At 73.2% G+C, this 21,983-nt stretch carries 10 protein-coding genes; 9 read left to right on the forward strand and 1 reads right to left on the reverse strand.

Features of this window, described 5'->3' with window-relative positions; translation table 11 throughout:
* The first annotated feature begins 45 nt into the window (after positions 1-45).
* Genes SRB5_RS05580 through SRB5_RS05610 form a run of 7 tightly spaced genes read left to right on the forward strand, consistent with a single transcriptional unit; the run spans position 46 to position 6,108 of the window.
* Positions 46-1,041, forward strand: coding sequence for a class I SAM-dependent methyltransferase (locus tag SRB5_RS05580; RefSeq protein ID WP_153450266.1), 996 nt, complete (start codon positions 46-48; stop codon positions 1,039-1,041).
* Positions 1,042-1,065: 24 nt separating this feature from the next.
* Positions 1,066-1,845, forward strand: a complete 780-nt coding sequence (locus SRB5_RS05585; RefSeq protein WP_153450267.1) for a 2-keto-4-pentenoate hydratase — start codon at positions 1,066-1,068, stop codon at positions 1,843-1,845.
* A gap of 26 nt (positions 1,846-1,871) precedes the next feature.
* Positions 1,872-2,762, forward strand: coding sequence for an acetylating acetaldehyde dehydrogenase (locus tag SRB5_RS05590; RefSeq protein ID WP_153450268.1), 891 nt, complete (start codon positions 1,872-1,874; stop codon positions 2,760-2,762).
* A complete protein-coding gene (gene dmpG, locus SRB5_RS05595; protein ID WP_153450269.1) occupies positions 2,759-3,772 on the forward strand; it encodes a 4-hydroxy-2-oxovalerate aldolase in 1,014 nt (337 codons plus the stop codon). Before SRB5_RS05590 ends, dmpG begins: the two co-directional genes overlap by 4 nt.
* 7 nt (positions 3,773-3,779) lie before the next feature.
* Positions 3,780-4,844: a histidinol-phosphate transaminase gene (locus SRB5_RS05600; RefSeq protein WP_153450270.1), complete on the forward strand. Its 1,065-nt coding sequence runs from the start codon at positions 3,780-3,782 to the stop codon at positions 4,842-4,844.
* Positions 4,841-5,836 (forward strand): beta-ketoacyl-ACP synthase III, encoded by a 996-nt coding sequence (locus SRB5_RS05605; protein WP_153450271.1) that lies wholly within the window; start codon positions 4,841-4,843, stop codon positions 5,834-5,836. The genes SRB5_RS05600 and SRB5_RS05605 overlap by 4 nt, the downstream gene beginning before the upstream one ends.
* Positions 5,837-5,859: 23 nt before the next feature.
* Positions 5,860-6,108: a phosphopantetheine-binding protein gene (locus SRB5_RS05610; RefSeq protein WP_153450272.1), complete on the forward strand. Its 249-nt coding sequence runs from the start codon at positions 5,860-5,862 to the stop codon at positions 6,106-6,108.
* A gap of 45 nt (positions 6,109-6,153) precedes the next feature.
* Here SRB5_RS05610 and SRB5_RS05615 read toward each other — a convergent pair whose 3' ends face one another.
* Positions 6,154-7,464, reverse strand: a complete 1,311-nt coding sequence (locus tag SRB5_RS05615; protein WP_194292840.1) for an MFS transporter — start codon at positions 7,462-7,464, stop codon at positions 6,154-6,156.
* Between the two features lie 263 nt (positions 7,465-7,727).
* Here SRB5_RS05615 and SRB5_RS05620 point away from each other — a divergent pair, with 263 nt between their 5' ends.
* Positions 7,728-8,504, forward strand: a complete 777-nt coding sequence (locus tag SRB5_RS05620; RefSeq protein WP_194292841.1) for a thioesterase II family protein — start codon at positions 7,728-7,730, stop codon at positions 8,502-8,504.
* Positions 8,505-8,519: 15 nt separating this feature from the next.
* Entirely contained in the window at positions 8,520-21,974 is a 13,455-nt protein-coding gene (locus SRB5_RS05625; RefSeq protein WP_153450275.1) for an amino acid adenylation domain-containing protein, read from the forward strand.
* Positions 21,975-21,983: the final 9 nt, after the last annotated feature.

A 21,983-nucleotide genomic window follows, 5' to 3' on the forward strand; every position in this document is an offset into this window, starting at 1 on the left:
ACGGCTGTCCCGGGCATGTCCGGCCCTGTCGAGAAAGAGGACGTCGTGAGCACATCATCGTCGTACGAGCCCGCCGCGCGGGGCGCGGCCGATCTGGCCGCCGTCGCGGTCCTCCTGCAGATCGGCGCCGAACTCGGCGTCGACCGGTTCCTGGACTCCGGCGACGGGTTCACCGCCGGGCAGGCCGCCGACGCCGCCGGTCTGCCGGCCGGCGGCGTCGAGGAGTACCTGCGCGCCCTGGTGGCCGCGGATCTCGCCGTCGCGGACGCGGCAGGCCGCTACCGGGCCGCGGCGGACTACGCCGACCGCAGGTACGAGGCCGGCTACGTCTCCTGGGCGATGAGCGCCAACTACCCCTTCGTCGAGCACGCCCGCTCCTTCCTCACGGACCCGGCGGGCGCCGCGGGGGCCCATCCGCGCGACGGGCGGCGCGTCGCCGTCAGCTCCCGCTGGGTCGGTGAACGCGCCTTCTACCCGGGGGTGTTCGAGTACGTGTCGGAGTCGGGCGCCCGGCGGATCACCGACCTGGGGGCCGGCGCCGGAGGGCTGCTCATCCGGCTGCTGCTCCAGGACCCGGCCCGCAGCGGCGTGGCCCTCGACATCAGCAGCGCGGCCTGCGACGCCGCGCGCGAGGCCGCGGCCCGCGCCGGGGTGGCCGACCGGCTCGAGGTCACCGAGCGGCCCATCGAGTCCCTGGTCGAGGACCCGGGGCCGGTGGACGGCGCCGAGGCGGTGCAGGCGTGCTTCGTGATGCACGACGTCGTGGCCGACGAGCCCCTGTTCGCCAAGCTCCTGGGCACCTGCCGCGAGGCGCTGGCCCCCGGCGGCTTCCTCGCGGTCGTGGACGCCGTCTCGTACGCGCCGGATCCCGCGGAGCGCAGGTTCAGCGCCCTGTTCACCTATCTGCACGCGAACTTCATGGACATCGCGCTGCCCGCCGAGGAGCAGTGGCTGGAGAAGTTCCGCGCGGCGGGCTTCTCGTCGGTGCGGTGCCTGCCGCAGCCCATGCCCGGCAGCCGGCTGTTCGTCGCCGCGAAGTAGCCGCCGACCACCGAGGAGACGACCATGTCCGTCACACCGGACACGCACCACGAGCTGGCGGCCGAACTGTGGACCGCCGTACGGGAGAAGAAGGCCATCCGCCCGCTGTCGGAGCGCCTGCCCGAGCTCACCCTGGCCGACGCCTACGCCGTCCAGCGCGAGCTGCGGGCGATGGAACTGGCCGACGGGGCCGTCCTCGTCGGGCACAAGATCGGCGCCACGAGCGAGGCCATCCAGCGGATGTTCGGCGTCGACCACCCCGACTTCGGCCACCTCACCGACCGCATGCTCTTGCCGGACGGCGCCCGCCTGGACGCCGCCGGCCTCATCGCGCCGAAGGTCGAGGGCGAGATCGCCTTCCGGATGGGCAAGGACCTGCGCGGCGGCGACGTGACCGCGGCCGACGTCCTGGCCGCGGCCACCGCGGTGCATCCGGTCCTGGAGGTCCTCGACAGCCGGATCGAGAACTGGGAGATCCGCCTGGTGGACACCGTCGCCGACAACACCTCCTCGGCCCGGGCGGTGATCGGCGCGCCCGTACCGTTCGACGACGTGGACCTGGCCGCCGAGCGGATGGTCCTCGAGACCCCCGGGCAGGTGCATACGGCGCACGGTTCGGCGGTGATGGGGCATCCCGCCGAGGCCGTGGCGTTCCTGGCGCGGATCCTCGACTCGTTCGGCGAGGGGATCGACGAGGGCGACATCGTGCTGGCCGGCTCCTGGGCGGCCGCCGTGGAACTGGTGCCGGGGACGGTGACCGCCTCGTTCGGCTCCCTCGGCTCCGTGTCGCTGCACGTCGACTGAACTTCTCTACGGAAGGCGATCATGGCATGACCCACAACAGGCGGTCGTCGGCCGCCGTGCTCGGCGCCGGGCTCATCGGCGCCGACCTGGCCGACCGGATCTCCCGCTCCGACCTGCTCGACCTGCGGCTGGTCGCCGGGCGCGACGAGAACACCCCGGGCCTGCGGCGCCTCGCCCGCCAGGGCCTTCCGGTCACCGGGGGCGGCGTGGCGGCGCTCGTCGAAACCGGTGAGAAGATCGACGTGGTCTTCGACGCCACCTCTGCCCTGTCCCACGCCGCCCACGCCGAACTGCTGGAACCGCTGGGCGGACTGCTCGTCGACCTGACGCCCAGCCAGGTCGGCCGGATGGTGATCCCCACCGTCAACGGCCCCGACGTACTGGCGCACCGCAACGTCAACATGGTCAGCTGCGGCGGCCAGGCCGCGATCCCGGTGCTGGCGGCGATCGCCCGCCACCACCGCATCGAGTACGCCGAGGTCGTGACCACCGCCGCGAGCCCCAGCATCGGACGGTCCACCCGGCTGAACCTCGACGAGTACATCGACACCACCCAGGACGCCGTACGGGAGTTCGCCGGCATCCGGGACGTCAAGGTGATGGTCAACCTCAGCCCCGCCCGGCCCCCGGTGACCTTCCGCGTCGCCCTCTCGCTCCTGGGCGCGGACCTGACCGACGCATCGGTCCGTACGGCCGTGGACGCCGTGGCCGCCGAGATGCGCACCTTCGTCGCCGGCTACGCGGTGGCGGGCTGCTCCGTACACGACGGCAGGGCGTTCGTCGCCCTGGAGGTCGCCGCCTCGGGCGGCCGCATCCCGCGCTACGCGGGCAACCTCGACATCATCAACTCCGCCGCCCTGCGCGTCGCCGAACAGTACGCGCTCGCGCAGCACCCGGCGGACCAGGAGGCATCATGAGCGACGCCGCGCGGCCGATCACCGTCCACGACCCGACGCTGCGCGACGGCCACCACGCCGTCCGCCACCAGCTGGGCCGCGAGCAGCTCCGCGCCTACGCTGCCGCCGCGGACGCCGCGCGCGTGCCGGTGGTCGAGGTGGGCCACGGCAACGGGCTCGGCGCCTCCTCGCTCCAGGTGGGCCGGGCCAGACTCGCCGACGACGAGATGCTGTCGGTGGTCCGCGAGGCCCTGGCCCACAGCAAGATGGCCGTGTTCATGCTCCCCGGCTGGGGCTCCGCCAAGGACCTGCGGCGAGCCGTCGGCCACGGCGCCGACCTGGTGCGCATCGGCACCCACTGCACCGAGGCCGACCTCGCCGAACGCCATCTGGGCGAGCTGCGCGCGGACGGCGTCGAAGCCCACGGCGTCCTGCTGATGAGCCACATGGCGGAGCCGGACCGGCTGGCCGAGGAGTGCGTCAAGCTCGTCGGGTACGGGGCCTGCGGCGTCGGCATCCTCGACTCCTCCGGCCACTACCTCCCGGCCGACGTCACGGCCCGTATCGCCGCCATCCGCGCGGCCGTCGACGTCCCCGTCATGTTCCACGGACACAACAACCTCGGCATGGCCGTCGCCAACTCGGTCGCCGCGGCCGACGCCGGCGCCCACATCATCGACGCCTGCGCCCGCGGCTTCGGCGCCGGAGCGGGCAACACCCAGCTCGAGGTCGTCGTACCCGTACTGGAACGCCTCGGTTACCGCACCGGCATCGATCTCTACAAGCTGCTGGACGCCGCCGACATCGCCGAACGCGAACTGATGCCCGCCCCGCCGACCATCGACTCCGTCGCCGTCGTCAGCGGACTGTCGGGGGTGTTCTCCGGCTTCAAGGCCCGGGTCCTGGACATCTCCCGCCGCGAGGGCGTCGACCCGCGGGACGTCTTCTTCGAGCTGGGCAGACGCCAGGCGGTGGCCGGGCAGGAAGACCTCATCGTGGACGTGGCCGCCGCGCTGGCGGCGAAGGACTAGGAGCGCCATGGCATCCCCCCGGCTCCGCGCCGTCCTCGACAACATCCCCGCGTACCGGCCGACCGACGGCGTGTACGACGCCGTCCCCGCCCGCCCGCTGTCGGCGAACGAGTCCCCCGACGACCCGCTGCCGGAACTGCGGGCGGCGATCGCCGCCGCCGCGACGGGGATCAACCGCTACCCGGACCCCGGCTGCGCCGGACTGACCCGGGCCCTCGCCCGCCGCCACCACGTCACCGAGGACCGGGTGCTGGTCGGCGCCGGATCGGTCGCCCTCCTGCAGGCGCTGTTCCAGGCCGTGGGCGAGCCCGGGGCGGAGGTGATCTACCCGTGGCGGTCGTTCGAGCTCTACCCCGTCCTCGCCGACCTCGCGGGCGTACGTTCCGTGCCGGTCGCCCGCCCCGGGCTCGCCTCCCTGGCCGAACGGATCACCCCGGACACCCGGCTGGTGCTGGTGTGCAACCCGAACAACCCGACCGGCGCCTTCGCCGGCGGCGACGAACTGCGGGCGTTCCTGGACCGTGTGCCGCCGACCTGCCTCGTCGTCCTGGACGAGGCGTACTTCGAGTACGTGCGCGCTCCCGGCGCCCGCAGCGGCCTCGAGCTGCTCGGCACCCGGCCGAACCTCGTGGTGACGCGCACCTTCTCCAAGGCCTACGGGCTGGCCGGCCTGCGCGTCGGCTACCTCGTCGGCGACCCGGCGATCGTCGAACAGCTCGGCAAGGTCAAGCTCGCCTACTCGGTGAGCTCCGTCGCCCAGCACGCCGCGATCACCGCCCTGGACCTGGCGGACCGGCTGCTGCGCCGCGTCGACGCCACCGTGGCCGAACGCACCCGGCTGCGGGACGCCCTGACGGCCGGGGGCTTCACCGTCCCCGACAGCCAGGCCAACTTCCTGTGGCTGCCGCTCGCCGGCCGCTCCGCGGAGTTCGGCCGGTGGTGTACGGACGCGGGGATCGCCGTACGGACCTTCGACGGCGAAGGCGTACGGGTCTCCGTCGGCGGCGGCGGGGACAACGACGCCTTCCTGGCCGCCGCGCTGCGGTGGCGCGCCGACGGGGGTGCGGTATGACGGCTTTGATCGGCCTCGGTACGTATCTGCCGCCGCGCGAGGTCACCAACGCCGAGCTCGCCGCCCGGTTCGACACCAGCGACGAGTGGATCACCGCGCGCACCGGCATCCGCACCCGCCGGTGGGCCGACCCCGGCACGGCCACCGGCGACCTCGCCGTCGCGGCGGGCGAACGCGCCCTGAAGTCGGCCGGACTGGGCCCGGGCGACGTGGACGCCGTGGTGCTGGCGACGACGACCCCCGACCACCCGTGCCCCGCCACCGCCCCCGACGTGGCGGCCCGCCTCGGGCTCGGCCACGTCGCCGCGTACGACATCGCCGCGGTGTGCTCCGGCTTCCTCTACGCGCTCGCCGTCGGCCACGGCCAGATCGCCGCCGGGCAGGCGCGGCGCGTGCTGGTCATCGGCGCGGAGACGTACTCGACCATCCTGGATCCCGCCGACCGCACCACCGGGGTGATCTTCGGCGACGGCGCGGGGGCCGTGGTCCTCGCCGCGGAGCCGGAGACCGGCCGGCCCGGGGCGCTGCTCGGCGTCGACCTCGGCTCGGACGGCGCCCTGCGGGACCTGATCCGCATCCCCGCCGGCGGATCCCGGCTGCCCGCCCGCGACGGCGCCGCCGCCGACCGCTACTTCACCATGCAGGGCACGAAGGTCTTCCAGCAGGCCGTCGTCCGCATGGGCGACTCCGCCACCGCCCTGCTCGAGCGGATCGGCTGGCGCCGCGACGAGGTCGACCACCTCGTCGGCCACCAGGCCAACGTACGGATCCTCGCCGCCCTCGCCCGCTATCTGAAGATCCCCGCCGAGCGGGCCGTGGTGAACCTCGACCGGGTGGGCAACACGTCCGCCGCCTCCATCCCGCTGGCCCTCGCCGACGCGGCCGCACAGGGCAGGTTCGCCGTCGGCGACCGCGTCCTGATGACCGCCTTCGGCGGCGGACTCACCTGGGCCTCCGCGGCCATCACCTGGCCCGACATCCACCCCTGCTGATCGCCGATTGGAGCACGCCACCCGTGGACACGAACCTGGCCGGCCTGGAGCGCCGGATCCTCGAGCAGATGCACGAACAGTTCGACCTTCCCGCCGGGACCGCCGCGGACACCCCCTTCGAGGTCCTCGACTTCGACTCCCTGGTCCTGGTCGAGCTCGGCCTGGTCCTGAAGTCGGCCTTCGGCGTCGAGGTCGAGGACGACGAGCTCAAGGCGGCGGGCAGCGCCTCGGGTGTGGCGGCGCTGCTGGCGTCCCGCGGCGTCACCGTTTGAGCACGCCGGTGGGGGTGCGGTTCGACGCGCCCCCACCGGCGTGAGTCACACCTTGGCCGCCTCGGCGTCGTCCGAGGCCTGCGGCCGGGGCCACTCGGCCCGGCGCACCACCCGCTGGCCCAGCGCGGACAGCCCCGCCAGCGCGAAGATCCCGGCGACGACGAGCGAGGCCGTGACGGGACTGGTGTAGCGCAGCAGGAAACCGGCGAGCAGCGGGCCGAGGGACGGCCCGATGGTCAGCAGCGTCATGGTCGCGGTGATGGTCCGGCCCCGCATCGCGTCGCTGACCTGACGGAACACCAGGATGTCGATGAGTACGGACACCGCCGGCAGCGGCAGCACGGCCAGCGCCAGCACCGCCCCGTACCACCACGGCCCCAGCGCCACGGCGAACGCGCAGGTCAGAGCACCGGCCCAGAGGCAGATCGCGATCAGCAGTCGGCCGGGCAGCAGCGCCTTGTGCAGCGGCCCGACGAGACCCGCTCCCGCCAGCCCGCCGATCGACGCCAGGGCGAACGCCCAGCCGACGTCGGTGGCGGAACCCCCGCCGTCCTGGATCAGCACGATCACGATCAGATCGAGCGCGGCCCCGCCCAGATTGAGCAGCCCCAGGGCGATGATCGCAGCCCGCAGCACGGGCGTACGCAGCAGATGGGCGAGCCCCGAGAACGTGCCGCCGGACGGCTGCGCCCGGCGCCGCTCGGCACCCCGGTCGTCGGGAGTGGCCAGCCCGCACAGCGCGGAGATCAGATAGCCGATCACGATGCCCGCGACCGGCACGGACCGCGCCACGGAGTACAGCACGCCGGCCAGCCCCGGGCCGACGACGGAGGCACCGTGGCTTCGTACCTCCTCCTGGGTCAGCGCCGAGGTCAGCTGCTCCTCGGGCACGACACTGCGGGTGGCGAGCATCCGGGCCCCGGCGCCCAGCGGCCGTACGGCACCGCTGACCGCCGCGGTCACGACGAGCAGCGGCATCCCCAGGGTGTCGGTCCACAGACCGACCAGGACCACGGAGAACGCGAGCGCGCGAAGGAGCTCCGAACCCACCAGCAGGACCCGGCGGTTGTAGCGGTCCAGCAGGGTGCCGGCAGGCGTCGTGGCGAGGAAGGCCGCCGCCCCGTCGACGAACCCGTAGACGCCCGCCGCCACCGTCGAGCCCGTGGTGGCGAGGACGATCAGCGGAATCGCGACGACCGCGATGTTGAACGACATCACCGAGGCGGCGCCGCCGATCCACAGTGCCTGGAACCGCCGGTTGCGGCGCAGCGGGACCGACGCCGCGGCGGCTTCGGCGACCGCGGTGTCCGGGGCGGAGCCGGCCGGCCGGTTCGCGTCGGCGGGGGATTCGTCCATCCGAGGCACCTCTCGGGGGTGGGGCGACGGTTGCACCGTCGGCATTCATCGCCGGGGGAGAAAATTCGGGCGGAGTCGAATGATGAAGCCCGGTGCCCCCGGCGACAAGCGGTCAACTCCCGGGCTCCGGCCAGGAGTCGGCGCCACAGCCTCCCGGGCCGGAAATGGACACGTTGACCCGTGCAAGGCCCCTGGGTAGCTTCGCCAGCGTTTTGCGCACGCCAGCGTTCCGATACCGGTGGACCGAGCGGGGGAGCGGGCACATGAATCGCCCTGCCAGAGAATTCGCGTCAATCGCGCAGCCGGAATCCCCGGCCGCCCGGCTCATCCTCTTCCCCCACGCGGGCGGGAGCGCCGTCTTCTTCCACCCCTGGAAAACGGTGGCCCACCCCGAGGTGGACATCCTCGCCGTCCGCTATCCCGGCCGGGCGGAACGTATCTCCGACCCGTGCCCGCAGACCATCGGGGAACTCGCGTCACAACTCGCGGACTCCTGCGCGGCCCTGGCGGCCGACGGGCTGCCGCTGTTCCTCCTCGGCCACAGCCTGGGCGGCTTCATCGCCCACGAGGTGGCCCGCCGGCTGGAACACCGCGGACTGCGGGCCGCCGGGCTGCTGCTCTCCGCCTGCCGCGCCCCGCGCCTGGCGACCGGCCACGGACTCGGCGACGGCCCGGACGAGGCCCTCGTGGAGCGGATGCGCGAACTCGGCGGCAGCGACATGCGCGTCTTTGACGACCCGGAGCTGCGGGAACTGGTGCTCCCCGCCCTGCGCGCCGACTACCGGATGCTCGACCGCTACCAGGCCCCGCCGCCCGGCGGACTGCGCTGCCCCGTGCGGGTCTACCGGGGCGCCGGCGACGACGAGGTGTCCGCCGAACAGACCGCCCCGTGGGCGGAGGTGACGAGCGGGGAATTCAGCGATATCTGCTTTCCCGGCGGACATTTCTACCTGTCCGAGCACCTCGCGGATGTAACGGCCGATGTATTCCGGGCGGTCGACCGGTTCCGGTCGACCGCCGTGCCGGGTTCGGGACACTGAGTCAGCGGAGACGAAATGATCCAGCTTTCCTTCGCCCAGCAGCGACTGTGGTTCGTGGAACAGCTCGAGGGCCCCAGCGCGCTGTACAACTCGGTGTTCGCGATCCGGCTGCACGGCACGGTGGACGTACCGGCGCTGCGCACGGCCCTGGGCGATCTGACCGAACGGCACGAGGTGCTGCGCACGGTGTTCCCGGCGGTCGACGGGGAGCCGTACCAGCGGATCCTCGACCCCGCCGACGCCGTCCCGCCCCTGACGGTGACACCCGTCGCCGGCGAGGCGGACACCGAGGCCGTGATACGGGACCTCTCGGCCCACGTCTTCGACCTCGCGACGGAAATCCCGGTCCGCGCCGCCCTGCTCGCCCCCGGGGACGCCGACCACCTCCTCGTCCTGCTCATGCATCACATCGCCAGCGACGGCTGGTCGGCCGAACCGCTCTTTGCGGACCTGGGCGCCGCCTACGCCGCCCGGACCGCGGGCGACGCGCCCCGGTGGGAGCCGCTGGAGGTGCAGTACGCGGACTACGCGCTGTGGCAGCGCGAACTGCTCGGCGACGAGAACGACCCGGCCACGGTCGCCGGACGGCAGCTGGACTTCTGGCGCGAGACCCTGGCAGGGGCCCCTCAGGAGCTGGCGCTGCCGTACGACCGGCCGCGTCCGGACCGGCCCACGCACGGCGCCGGCATGGTGGCGTTCGACATCGACCCCGAGCTGTACGCGGGGCTCACCGGGATCGCCGCCGAGCAGCGGGTGAGCCTGTTCATGGTGTTCCAGGCGGCGATGGTGGCGCTGTACGCGCGGACCGGGGTCGGCAGCGACATCGTGCTGGGTACGCCGGTGGCGGGGCGTACGGACGAGGCGTTGAACGAGCTGGTGGGGTTCTTCGTCAACAACCTGGTGCTGCGGACCAGTGCTGCCGGCAACCCGGGCTTCACGGAGCTGCTGGCCCGCGTGCGGGACACCACGCTGGCGGCGTACGAGAACCAGGACGTGCCGTTCGAGCGGCTGGTGGAACACCTCAACCCCGGCCGGGTCGCCGGCCGCCACCCGCTCTTCCAGACCGTCCTCAGCTTCGACCAGCAGACCACCGCCATGCGGGACGGCTTCCGGTTCGGCGACCTCGACGGACGGATGGAGCTGTACGGCGGGGACTCCACCCAGTTCGACCTGAACGTCAACTTCACCCAGCTGCCCGGCGGCGGGGTGTCAGGGCTGCTGCTGTACGCCACCGATGTCTTCGACCGCGGCACGGTGGAGGTGCTGGCGGAGCGGTTCGTGCGGGTGCTGCGTGCGGTGGTCGCGGATCCGGCTGTGCGGGTCGGTGGGCTGGAGGTCCTGTCGGGCGACGAGCGCGCGGGCTTGCTGGCGTTCGGGTCGGGGGCGGCGGCGGATGTGTCGGCGTGTGGTGTGCACGAGCTGTTCGAGAAGCGGGTGGCGGAGTGCCCCGACGCCGTGGCCGTGACGGGTCACGGGGATGAGCTGACGTATGCGGAGCTCGACGCGCGCGCGGAGCGAATAGCGGGACTGCTGCGCGGGCGTGGGCTGCTGCCGGAGGAGCCTGTCGCGGTCCTGATGGACCGCGGGGTGGATCTGGTGGTGTCCGTGCTGGGGGTGGTGAAGGCGGGCGGGGCGTACGTGCCGCTGGATCCGCGGTATCCGGTCGACCGGCTGCGGCTGGTGCTCGACGACTCCGGTGCACGGACGGTCCTGACGGGCGCGGCGCAGGCCGACGGTGTCGCGGCGGAGTTGACCCGCGACGGCACGCGGACCGTACTCACGGTGGGCCCCGACCTGGTGGCCGACACACCTGACGACAGCCCACGCCCCCCGATCCACCCCGACCAGGTGCTGTACGTGATGCACACCTCGGGCTCGACGGGGACCCCGAAGGGCGTGGCGGTCACGCACCGCAACGTCGTCGACCTGCTGTCCGACCCGGGCTACCGCAACGGCGTCCACGACCGGGTGCTGATGCACATGCCGACGGCCTTCGACGCCTCGACGGCCGAATTCTGGGGGCCGCTGGTCAGCGGCGGACGGATCGTCCTCGCCCCGCCCGGGCAGCTCGAGGCGCACACCCTGGCAGCCTCGGTCGCCGAGCACGGGATCACGATGCTGCTCGCGGCGTCCGGCCTGCTCAACGCCCTGGCGGCCGACACCCCGGAGGCGTTCCACGGGGTACGGGAGGTGTGGACCGGCGGCGATGTGGTGCCGCCGGCCACGGTACGTACGGTCCTGGACGCCAACCCGGGCCTGAGCGTCGTCTCGGTGTACGCGCCGACCGAATGCACGGTGATGAAGACGACGTACACGATGGACAGCGCTGAAGGCGTCCCCGACGCGGTGCCTTTGGGGCGTCCGTTGCGGGGTGCGCGGGTCTTCGTGCTGGACGGGTTCCTCCGGCCGGTCCCCGTGGGTGTCGCGGGTGAGGTGTATCTGGCCGGTCCCGGTGTGGCCAGGGGCTATGTGGGTCGTCCGGGGCTGACGGCGGAACGGTTCGTCGCGTGTCCGTTCGGGGAGCCCGGGGAGCGGATGTATCGCACCGGTGACGTCGGGTGCTGGAACGCGGACGGGGAGCTGGAGTTCGTCGGTCGCGGGGACGACCAGGTGAAGATCCGTGGCTTCCGGGTCGAGCCGGGTGAGATCGAGGGCGTGCTGGCCGGTCATCCCGCTGTACGGCAGGTGTTCGTGACCGTCCGCGAGGACCGCCCCGGCGACAAACGCCTGGTGGCCTACGTCGTCCTCGTACCCGGCACTGAGGCCGAGACCGTCCACACCTACGCGGAGGAACGGCTGGCCGCGCACATGATCCCCGCCGTCGTCCCGCTCGACGAACTGCCCCTCACCGCCCACGGCAAGGTCGACCGCACCCGCCTGCCCGCCCCGGACACCGTACGGACCGCCGTTCGCCGAGAGCCCACGACGGAGCGGCAGGAAGCCCTGTGCCGTATCTTCGGCGAGATCCTGGACCGCGGTCCGGTCGGCACGGACGACAGCTTCTTCGACCTCGGCGGCCACTCCCTGCTGGCCACCAAACTGGTGAGCCGCATCCGCAAGACCCTCACAGTCGACTTGTCGCTCAAGGAACTCTTCGAGCACGCCACCGTCGCCGACCTGGACCAGCACCTCACCACCCACACCGCACCCGCGACCCCCGAGCCCCTCACCGCCTCACCCCGCCCCGAGCACCTCCCGCTCTCCGCCGCCCAGCAACGCCTCTGGTTCGCCGAACAGCTCGAGGGCCCCAGCGCCCTCTACAACGCCCCCTTCGCCGTCCGCCTGACCGGCGGCCCCATCGACGCGACCGCCCTGCGCCATGCCTTGCGCGACGTGGTGGAGCGGCACGAGATCCTGCGCACCCTCCTGCCCGTGACGGACGGCAACCCCCGCCAGCGGATCCTCGACGCGGCCGACGCCGAACCGCCCTTCGACCTCGTCCGGGTCGCCGACGAGGACGAACTCCGCGACGCCGTCGAGAGGGCCGCCGCGTACGTCTTCGACCTGGCACGCGAGACACCCCTGCGCGTCCTCCTGGCCCGGGTGGCCGAAGACCAGCACGTCCTGCTGGTGCTGATCCACCACATCGCCGCCGACGGCTGGTCCATCGGCCCGTTCCTCACCGACCTCGAGCGCGCCTACCTCGCCCGGACCCACGGCACGGCACCGGACTGGCGCCCGCTCCCCGTCCAGTACGCCGACTACGCCCTCGCCCAGCCCCGCATGCTCGGCACCGCCGAGGACCCCACCAGCCCGCTGGCCCGCAAGCTCGACCACTGGCGCCGCACCCTCCAGGACGCACCCGGCGAACTGACCCTCCCCTACGACCGCCCCCGGCCCGCCACCGCCACCGGCCGCGGCGGCTCCATCGACCGCCTCCTCGAGCCGGACGTCCACGCCGCGCTGACCCGGATCGCCGCCGAGCACCGGGTGAGCCTGTTCATGGTGATGCAGGCCGCCGTCGCCGCCCTGTGCACCAGGATCGGCGCCGGCACCGACATCGTCCTGGGCACCCAGACCGCGGGCCGCACCGACGAGGCGCTGGAAGACCTCGTCGGCTTCTTCGTCAACAACCTCGTCCTGCGCACCAGCACCGCAGGCAACCCGGCCTTCACCGAACTGCTCACCCGGGTCCGGGACACCACCCTCGCCGCGTACGAGCACCAGGACCTGCCCTTCGACCGGCTGGTGGAACACCTCAACCCCGAGCGGGTCCCCGCCCGCCACCCGCTCTTCCAGACCTCGGTCACCATGGACGGCCGCGGCACGCCGCGGAGCTCCTTCGCCGGACTCGACTGCGCCGACCACCCCTTCACCTTCGACTACGTCAAGTTCGACCTGGCCTTCAGCTTCGCCGAGCGACCGGACACGGCCGGCATCGACTGCACCATGGAGTACGCGGCCGACCTCTTCGACGAGACGACGGCCGCCACCTTGATCCGCCGGCTGACCGCACTGCTCCGGACGGTCGCGGCCCGGCCCGGGACCAGGCTCGGCGACCTCGACGTCTTGGCCCCCGACGAGCGCGGCCGGATCCTGGAGGGCTGGAACGACACGGCCCGCCCGGCGCCCGCCCGTACCCTCCCGGGGGTGTTCGCCGCCCAGGCCGCGCGCACCCCCGACGCGGTGGCCCTGGAGGCCGGTGCCGTACAGGTGTCGTACGCCGAACTCGACCGGCGCTCCGACCGGCTCGCCCGGCGGCTGACCGACGAAGGTACCGGTCTGGAGACGCCCGTCGCGCTGCTCATGGAGCGGTCCGTCGACCTCATCGTGGCGATGCTGGCCGTGCTGAAGGCCGGCGGTGTGTACGTACCGCTCGACGACCGTTACCCGGCCGAGCGGATCGCCGGCATCCTCGGGGACACCGGGGCACAGCTGGTGCTCACCGACCGGGACCACGCGTCCCACCCCGTGCTGCGGGGGCCTGACACGCCCGGCATCCTGGTCCCGCCGGAGGCCGCCGGGGACGAGGTGGCTCCCGTACGACAGCCGGGCCTCGCGCCCGGGCACCCCGCGTACATCATGTTCACCTCCGGCTCCACCGGTCGTCCCAAGGGCATCGTCGTCAGCCACCACAGCGTCGTCGAACTGGCCACCGACCGCGGCTGGTTCGAGGCCGCACCGGAGCGGGTGCTGTTCCACGCGCCGCACGCCTTCGACGCTTCCGTGTACGAGATCTGGGTGCCCCTCCTCAGCGGCGGCCGCGTCGTGATCGCCCCGCCCGGCCAGGTCGACGCGGCCGGACTGGCCGCCCTGGTCGCACGTCACGGGCTGACCCATGTCCATCTGACCGCCGGACTGTTCCGGGTCCTGGTCGAGGAGGACCCCGCCGCCTTCACCGGCGTGCTCGAGGTCTCCACCGGCGGCGACGTCATCTCGCCCGACGCGGTGCGGCTGCTGCTGGACACCCACCCCGGCATGATCCTCCGCGTCACCTACGGCCCCACCGAGACGACCCTGTGCGCCACCCAGCTCGGCCTCACCGCCCCACGGGCCCAGCTGCCCATCGGCCGCCCCATGGACAACACGCGGGCCTACGTCCTCGACGACTACCTCAAGCCCGTCCCGGCGGGAGTGGCCGGCGAGCTGTACCTGGCCGGCACCGGACTGGCCCGCGGCTATCTGGGGCGGGCCGCGCTGACGGCGGAACGGTTCGTGGCCTGCCCGTACGGCGGTGCGGGGGAGCGGATGTACCGCACCGGGGACGTGGTGCGGTGGAACGCCGGCGGGGAGCTGGAGTTCGTCGGGCGCGGGGACGACCAGGTGAAGATCCGCGGCTTCCGGGTCGAGCCGGGTGAGGTGGAGGCCGTCCTCGCGGAGCATCCCGCCGTACGGCAGGTGCTGGTGACGGTCCGGGAGGACCGGCCGGGGGAGAAGTCGCTGGTGGCGTATGTCGTGGCCGCGGCCGAGGAGGCCGATGAGATCCGCGCGTACGCGGCCGGGAAGCTTCCGGCGTACATGGTGCCGGTCGTGATGGCGCTCGACGCGTTCCCGCTGACCGGCAACAACAAGGTGGACCGTGCCGCGCTGCCGGTCCCGGCCCACGAACCGGCGCCGGCCGGGCGCGGTCCGCGCACCCCGCTGGAGCGGGAGCTGTGCGCGGTGTTCGCCGACGTGCTGGGGAGCGGGCGCGTCGGGATCGACGACAGTTTCTTCGATCTGGGCGGTCACTCCCTGCTGGCGACCCGGCTGGTGAGCCGGATCCGTACGGTCCTGGGCGCCGATGTGCCGGTGCGTGCGCTGTTCGACCTGCCGACGGTGGCGGCGCTGTCGGGGCACCTCGCGGCGGTCGGCGGTGACGGGGTGCGTCCGGCGCTGGTGCGTGGCGAGCGGCCGGCGCGGGTGCCGCTTTCCTTCGCCCAGCAGCGGCTGTGGTTCATCGGGCAGCTGGAGGGCGCGAACACGCTGTACAACCTGACGAACGCGGTGCGGCTGCGGGGCTGCGTGGATGTGGCGGCGCTGGGTGCGGCGCTCGGTGATCTGGCGGAGCGGCACGAGGTGTTGCGGACGGTGTTCGCGGTGGCGGACGGGGAGCCGTACCAGCGGATCCTCGCTCCGGGCGAGGGCGTTCCGCCGCTGGAGGTGGTGCGGGTCGTGGACGAGGCGGAGCTGGCGGCCGTGACCCGCGCGGCGCAGGGTCACCACTTCGATCTGTCCGCGGAGACGCCTCTGCGCGCGCTGCTCGTCGGCACGGCTCCGGACGAGTGGCTGCTGGTCCTGCTGCTGCATCACGTCGCCAGCGACGGCTGGTCGACGGCGCCGCTCTTCGCGGACCTGGGCGCCGCGTACGCAGCGCGGGTCGCGGGCCGTGCGCCGCGGTGGGAGCCGTTGCCGGTGCAGTACGCGGACTACACGCTGTGGCAGCGGGAGTTGTCGGCGGGCGAGGACGACCGGCTCGGGTTCTGGCAGGAGACGCTGCGCGGGGCGCCGGAGGAGCTGGCGCTGCCCTGCGACCGGCCGCGGCCCGATCAGCCCGGGTACGCGGCGGATGTCGTGGAGCTCGAGATCGAGCCCGGGCTGCATGCCGCGGTGACCCGGATCGCCGCGGAGCGGCAGGTGACGCCGTTCATGGTGCTGCAGGCGGCCCTTGTCGCCCTGTACGCGCGGGTCGGCGTCGGTACGGATGTGGTGCTGGGTACGCCGGTGGCGGGGCGTACGGATGAGGCGTTGAACGAACTGGTCGGGTTCTTCGTCAACAATCTGGTGCTGCGGACGAGTGCTGCCGGGAATCCGGGTTTCGCGGAGTTGCTGGGTCGGGTTCGGGATACGACGCTGGCGGCGTACGAGAATCAGGAGGTGCCGTTCGAGCGGCTGGTGGAGCACCTCAACCCCGGCCGCGTCGCCGGCCGCCACCCGCTCTTCCAGACCCTGATCGCCTACGACGCCCAGACGACCGACCTGCGCGACGGCTTCGACTTCCACGATCTGCGGGGCCGGATGGAGCCGCTCGGCGGCGAGTCCACGCACTTCGACCTGACCTTCAGCTTCACCGAGACCCCCGGCGGGGCGGGGCTGCAGGGGGCGCTCGTCTACGCGGTGGATCTCTTCGACCGGGGCACGGTGGAGGTGCTGGCGGAGCGGTTCGTGCGGGTGCTGCGTGCGGTGGTCGCGGATCCGGCTGTGCGGATCGGTGGGCTGGAGACGCTGCCCGAGGGCGAGCGTGCGGAGCTGCTGGCGTTCGGGTCGGGGGCGGCGCCGGATACGTCGGCGTGTGGTGTGCACGAGCTGTTCGAGAAGCGGGCGGCGGAGTGTCCCGACGCGATCGCCGTCGCGGGTCACGGCGTTGAGCTGACGTACGCGGAGCTGGATGCGCGTGCGGAGCGCGTGGCCGGGCTGCTGCGGGGGCGTGGCCTGTTGCCGGAGGAGCCTGTCGCGGTCCTGATGGATCGCGGGGTGGATCTGGTGGTGTCCGTGCTGGGGGTGGTGAAGGCGGGCGGGGCTTATGTGCCGCTGGATCCGCGGTATCCGGTCGACCGGCTGCGGCTGGTGCTCGACGACTCCGGTGCACGTACCGTCCTGACGGACGAGACCCGGGCCGGTGGCGTCGCGGGGGAGCTGACCGCAGAACGGACCGTGCTCACCGTAGGCCCGGACCTCCCCGAGACCTCACCGGGCGGCGGACCGTACGAGAAGGTCCACCCGGACCAGGTGCTGTACGTGATGCACACCTCCGGCTCGACGGGGACCCCGAAGGGTGTGGCGGTCACGCACCGCAACGTCGTCGACCTGCTGTCCGACCCGGGCTACCGCAGCGGCGCCTTCGACCGCGTGCTGGTGCACATGCCGACGGCCTTCGACGCCTCGACGATGGAGTTCTGGCCGCCCCTGGTGACCGGCGGCCGGATCGTCCTCGCCCCGCCCGGACAACTCGAGGCCCACACGCTGGCGGAGACCGTCGCCGAGCACGGTGTCACGCTGCTGGTCGTGGCGTCCGGCCTGCTGAACGCCCTGGCGGCCGAGACCCCGGAGGCGTTCCACGGCCTGCGGCAGATATGGACCGGCGGCGATGTGGTGTCCCCGGCCACGGTACGCACGGTTCTCGACGCCAATCCGGGTCTGGGCGTGGTTTCCGGGTATGCGCCGACCGAGTGCACGGTGATGAAGACGACCTACCTGATGGACGACGCGCGGGGCGTGCCCGATGCGGTGCCGTTGGGTCGTCCGTTGCGGGGTGCGCGGGTGTTCGTGCTGGACGGGTTCCTGCGTCCGGTTCCGGTGGGTGTCGCGGGTGAGGTGTATCTGGCGGGTCCCGGTGTGGCGCGGGGCTATGTGGGGCGTCGCGGGTTGACGGCGGGGCGGTTCGTCGCCTGCCCGTTCGGGGAGCCCGGGGAGCGGATGTACCGCACGGGCGATGTCGGGTGCTGGAACGCGGACGGGGAGCTGGAGTTCGTCGGTCGCGGGGACGACCAGGTGAAGATCCGTGGCTTCCGCGTCGAGCCGGGTGAGATCGAGGGCGTGCTGGACGGTCATCCCGCCGTACGGCAGGTGTTTGTGACCGTCCGCGAGGACCGCCCGGGCGACAAGCGCCTGGTGGCCTACGTCGTCCTCGTACCCGGTACTGAGGCCGAGACCGTCCACACGTACGCGGAGGAACGGCTGGCCGCCCACATGATCCCCGCCGTCGTCCCGCTCGACGAACTGCCCCTCACCGCCCACGGCAAGGTCGACCGCACCCGCCTGCCCGCCCCGGACACGGCGAAGGCCGGCAGCCGGGAATTCCGGGAGCCGGCGACGGAGCGGCAGCACCTGCTGTGCCAGGCCTTCGCCGACGTGCTGGACAGCGCTCCGGTCGGGATGGACGACAGCTTCTTCGACCTCGGCGGCCACTCCCTGCTGGCGACCAAGCTGGTGAGCCGCATCCGCAAGACCCTCTCCGTCGACTTGTCGCTCAAGGAACTCTTCCGGCACCCCACCGTCGCCGCCCTCGACCACCACCTCTCCACCGGAGATGCCGGCCCCGCCCGTACCAGGCCCCCACTGCGCCCGTCCGCGCCCAGACCCGAACCCCTCCCGCTGTCCGCCGCCCAGCAGGGCCTCTGGTTCATCGAGCAACTCGACGGCCCCAGCCCCGTCTACAACACCCCCCTGGCCATCCGCCTCGACGGCACCGTGGACACCACGGCCCTCGAAGCCGCCCTCGGCGACGTGACCGACCGGCACGAGGCGCTGCGCACCGTCTTCCCCGTCGCCGGCGCCGGCCACCCCTGCCAGCGCGTACTCACCCCGCGAGACGGCCGCCCCCGACTGCGGACCGTCACCGCGACGGACGAGGACGAACTGCGGACCCTCACCGACGCGGAAGCGGTACGAGTCCTCGACCTCACCCGCGACCAACCCTTCCAGGCCTGCCTCCTCAGCCTCACCGACACCCGGCACACGCTGCTCCTGCTGATCCACCACATCGTCCTCGACGGATGGTCCGTCCCCCCGCTGCTCCGCGACCTCGGCGCCGCCTACACCGCCCGCCTCGCCGGCCGGTCCCCGGACCAGGAGCCGCTGCCCGTCCAGTACGCCGACTACGCGCTCTGGCAGCGCGACCTGCTCGGCTCCGCCGACGACCCCACGAGTGAGCTCTCCCGCCAACTGGCCCACTGGCGCACCGCCTTGGCCGACGCCCCCGAAGAGCTCACGCTGCCCTGCGACCGCCCGCGCCCCGCCGAGGCCGGCCACCGCGGCGACTGGGTCGCACTGACGGTGGACGCCGCCACGCACCGGGGCCTGGCCGCCCTGGCCCGCGAGGCCAACGCGAGCACGTTCATGGCGCTGCAGGGCGTGCTGGCCGCGCTGCTCGGCAAGCTCGGCGCGGGCCCCGACGTCGTTCTCGGCACCGCTGTGGCGGGCCGGCCGGACGAGGCGCTGGACGACCTCGTCGGCTACTTCGTCAACACCCTCGCCCTGCGCACCGACCTGTCCGGCGACCCGACGTTCCGCCGGCTCCTGGACCGGGTGCGCGAGGCGGACCTCGCCGCCTTCGAGCACCAGGACGTCCCCTTCGAGCGTGTCGTGGAGGAGCTGAACCCCGCCCGCTCCACCGGACGGCATCCGCTCTTCCAGGTGATGCTCACCGTCAACGACGCGGCGCCGGACGGCGACGGGCTCGAACTCGGCGACGCCCTGCGCGCGACGGTCGAGGAGACGGCGACAGGCACGGCCAAGTTCGACCTGTCCTTCTCCTTCACCGTCGGGCAGGACACGGCTGGCATCGACGGCGCCCTCGAGTACGCCACCGACCTCTTCGACCGCTCCACCGCCGAATCCGTCGCCGACCGCTGCGTACGCCTGCTCCGGGCCGCGGTGGCCAACCCGGATCTGCCGCTGAGCCGCCTCGACATCCTCCGCGACGACGAACGCCGGGCCCTGCTTGCGCCCGCCCCGCAGGTCACCCCCGGCGAGGGGGCGACCCTCCACGAGCGGTTCGCCGTCCGGGCCGCCCGCACGCCGGACGCGACAGCCGTGGTCAGCGGCACCGAACGCCTCACCTACGCCGCACTCGACGCCCGCGCCGAGCACCTGGCCGCACTCCTCGCCGAACGCGGCGCCGGACCCGAACGGTTCGTCGCGCTCGCCCTGCCCCGGTCCGCCGACCTCGTCGTGGCCGTCCTCGCGGTCCTCAAGACCGGCGCCGCGTACGTCCCGGTCGACCCGGACTATCCCGCCGACCGCATCGCCTTCACGGTCCGTGACGCGGACGCGGCGCTGCTGGTGACCACCCGGGAGACCCACGGCCGGCTGCCCGCCGCCGACGTCCCGTGCCTGCTCCTGGACGACATGCCGCCCGCCGGCCCGGAGGCGCTGCCCCGCCCCCGGGCCGGCGGGCCCGCCCACCCGGCCTACGTCATCTACACCTCCGGCTCCACCGGCCGCCCCAAGGGCGTCGTCGTCCCCCACGCGAACGTCCTCGCGCTCTTCGACGCGACCCGGCGCCAGTTCTCCTTCGGCCCCGACGACGTGTGGACCCTGTTCCACTCCGCCGCGTTCGACTTCTCCGTCTGGGAGCTCTGGGGCCCGCTGCTGTACGGGGGCACCCTGGTCGTCGTCCCGTACGAGACCAGCCGCGCACCGGGGGAGTTCCTGGAGCTGCTGGTACGGGAACGGGTGACCGTCCTCAGCCAGACGCCGTCGGCGTTCCGGGAGCTGATGCGTGCGGACCGGGAGAACCCCGGACTCGGCGCCCGCCTCGCCCTGCGCCAAGTGGTGTTCGGCGGCGAGGAGCTGGACCCGGCGGGCCTCGCCGACTGGTACACCCGGCACCCCGACGACGCGCCCCTCCTGGTCAACATGTACGGCATCACCGAGACCACGGTGCACGTCACCCACCGCCCGCTGGACGCGGCGACCGGCGGCGGCCGCTCCCCGATCGGCCGCCCCATCGACAGCCTGACCTGCCGGATCCTGGATGCCGACCTCAACCTGGTGCCGCCGGGCGTGACCGGCGAGCTGTATGTCACGGGGACCCAGCTCGCGCGCGGCTATCACGGCCGGCCCGGCCTGACCGCGTCCCGGTTCGTCGCCGACCCGTACGGGACACCGGGCAGCCTGATGTACCGCACAGGTGACCTGGCCCGGCTGCGGCCGGACGGCGAACTGGAGTACCTCGGGCGGGCCGACAGCCAGGTGAAGATCCGCGGCTTCCGCATCGAGCCCGGCGAGATCGCCGCCGTGCTCGGCGCGCACCCCGGGGTCGACCACTGCGCCGTCGTCGTACGAGAGGACCACCCCGGCGAGAAACGCCTGGTCGCCTACGCCGTCCCCGCACCCGGCCACAGCCCCGCCCCGGCCGAACTGCGCTCCCTGGCGGCCGGGTCGCTGCCGGCGCACATGGTGCCCGCGGCGGTCGTCGTACTGGACGCGCTGCCCCTGACCGCGAACGGAAAGCTGGACCAGCGGGCCCTGCCCGCCCCGGAAGCCGCCGGATCGGGGCGGGCGCCGCGCACCGGACTGGAGACGGCGCTCTGCGAGATCTTCGCCGACGTCCTCGGGGTACGGACGGTCGGCGCCGACGACAACTTCTTCGAGCTGGGCGGACACTCGCTGATCGCCCTGCGCCTCCTCGCCGAGGTCCGCGAACGCACCGGCCTCGAGCTGTCGGTCCGGGACCTGTTCCGCCGCCCCACGGTGGCGGGCCTGGCCGAGGCGGCGGGCGGAGCCGCGGCGGAGGAATTCCCCGTGCTGCTGCCGCTGCGTACCGGAGGCGGGCGGACACCGCTGTTCTGCGTGCACCCGGCGGCCGGCATCGGCTGGGTGTACACCGGGCTGCTGCCCCATCTGGGCCCCGACCGCCCCGTGTACGCGCTGCAGGCCCCCGGGCTCACCGACCTGTCCCGGCACCCCCGTACCGTGGCGGAGCTGGCCGGTACGTACGTCGAGGCGATCCGCGCGGTGCGGCCCGAGGGCCCGTACGCCCTGCTGGGCTGGTCGTTCGGCGGACCGGTGGCCCATGCCGTGGCCGCCGAATTGCAGCGCGCGGGGGAGCGGGTCGAGCTGCTCGCCGTGCTCGACGGCTATCCCGGGGACGGCACGCGGGACCGCATGCTCGTGGAACGCAGCCCCGAGGTGCTGGCGGAGATCCTCGCCACCCTGGGACACCAGGCACCCGACGTCGACGCCTGGCCGTCGACCCCGGACGAGTACGCCGCCCTGGTCCGCCCCGGGGCGGGACCGCAGGGACCGCTGACCGGACTGTCGGGGGAGTCGGTCGCCCGGGTGCTGGAGGTCTTCCTCGCGAACCTCCGCCTAGCCCACGACCGACCCGCCCACCCGTACACGGGCGACCTCCTGCTGTTCACCGCCGACGACGACCGTCCCGCCGACGCCCCGGCTCCCGGCAGCTGGCAGCCGTATGTGACGGGCCGGGTCGACATCCATGGGGTGCGGGAGGCTCACGGCACCATGACCCGCCCGGAGGCGTGGGCTCATATCGGCCCGGTGGTGGCCCAAAGGCTCGCCGAGGTCGAGGAGAACCACTCCTGAGCGGTGACG

It is taken from the genome of Streptomyces smaragdinus, assembly GCF_009604385.1.
Taxonomy (GTDB): Bacteria; Actinomycetota; Actinomycetes; order Streptomycetales; family Streptomycetaceae; genus Streptomyces; species Streptomyces smaragdinus.

Excerpts from the sequence above, each read along its gene's own strand:
- SRB5_RS05585 (WP_153450267.1), top strand. The coding sequence starts at position 1,066 with ATGTCCGTCACACCGGACACGCACCACGAGCTGGCGGCCGAACTGTGG.
- SRB5_RS05590 (WP_153450268.1), top strand. The coding sequence starts at position 1,872 with ATGACCCACAACAGGCGGTCGTCGGCCGCCGTGCTCGGCGCCGGGCTC.
- dmpG (WP_153450269.1), top strand. The coding sequence starts at position 2,759 with ATGAGCGACGCCGCGCGGCCGATCACCGTCCACGACCCGACGCTGCGC.
- SRB5_RS05600 (WP_153450270.1), top strand. The coding sequence starts at position 3,780 with ATGGCATCCCCCCGGCTCCGCGCCGTCCTCGACAACATCCCCGCGTAC.
- SRB5_RS05605 (WP_153450271.1), top strand. The coding sequence starts at position 4,841 with ATGACGGCTTTGATCGGCCTCGGTACGTATCTGCCGCCGCGCGAGGTC.
- SRB5_RS05615 (WP_194292840.1), bottom strand. The coding sequence starts at position 7,464 with ATGGACGAATCCCCCGCCGACGCGAACCGGCCGGCCGGCTCCGCCCCG.
- SRB5_RS05620 (WP_194292841.1), top strand. The coding sequence starts at position 7,728 with ATGAATCGCCCTGCCAGAGAATTCGCGTCAATCGCGCAGCCGGAATCC.
- SRB5_RS05625 (WP_153450275.1), top strand. The coding sequence starts at position 8,520 with ATGATCCAGCTTTCCTTCGCCCAGCAGCGACTGTGGTTCGTGGAACAG.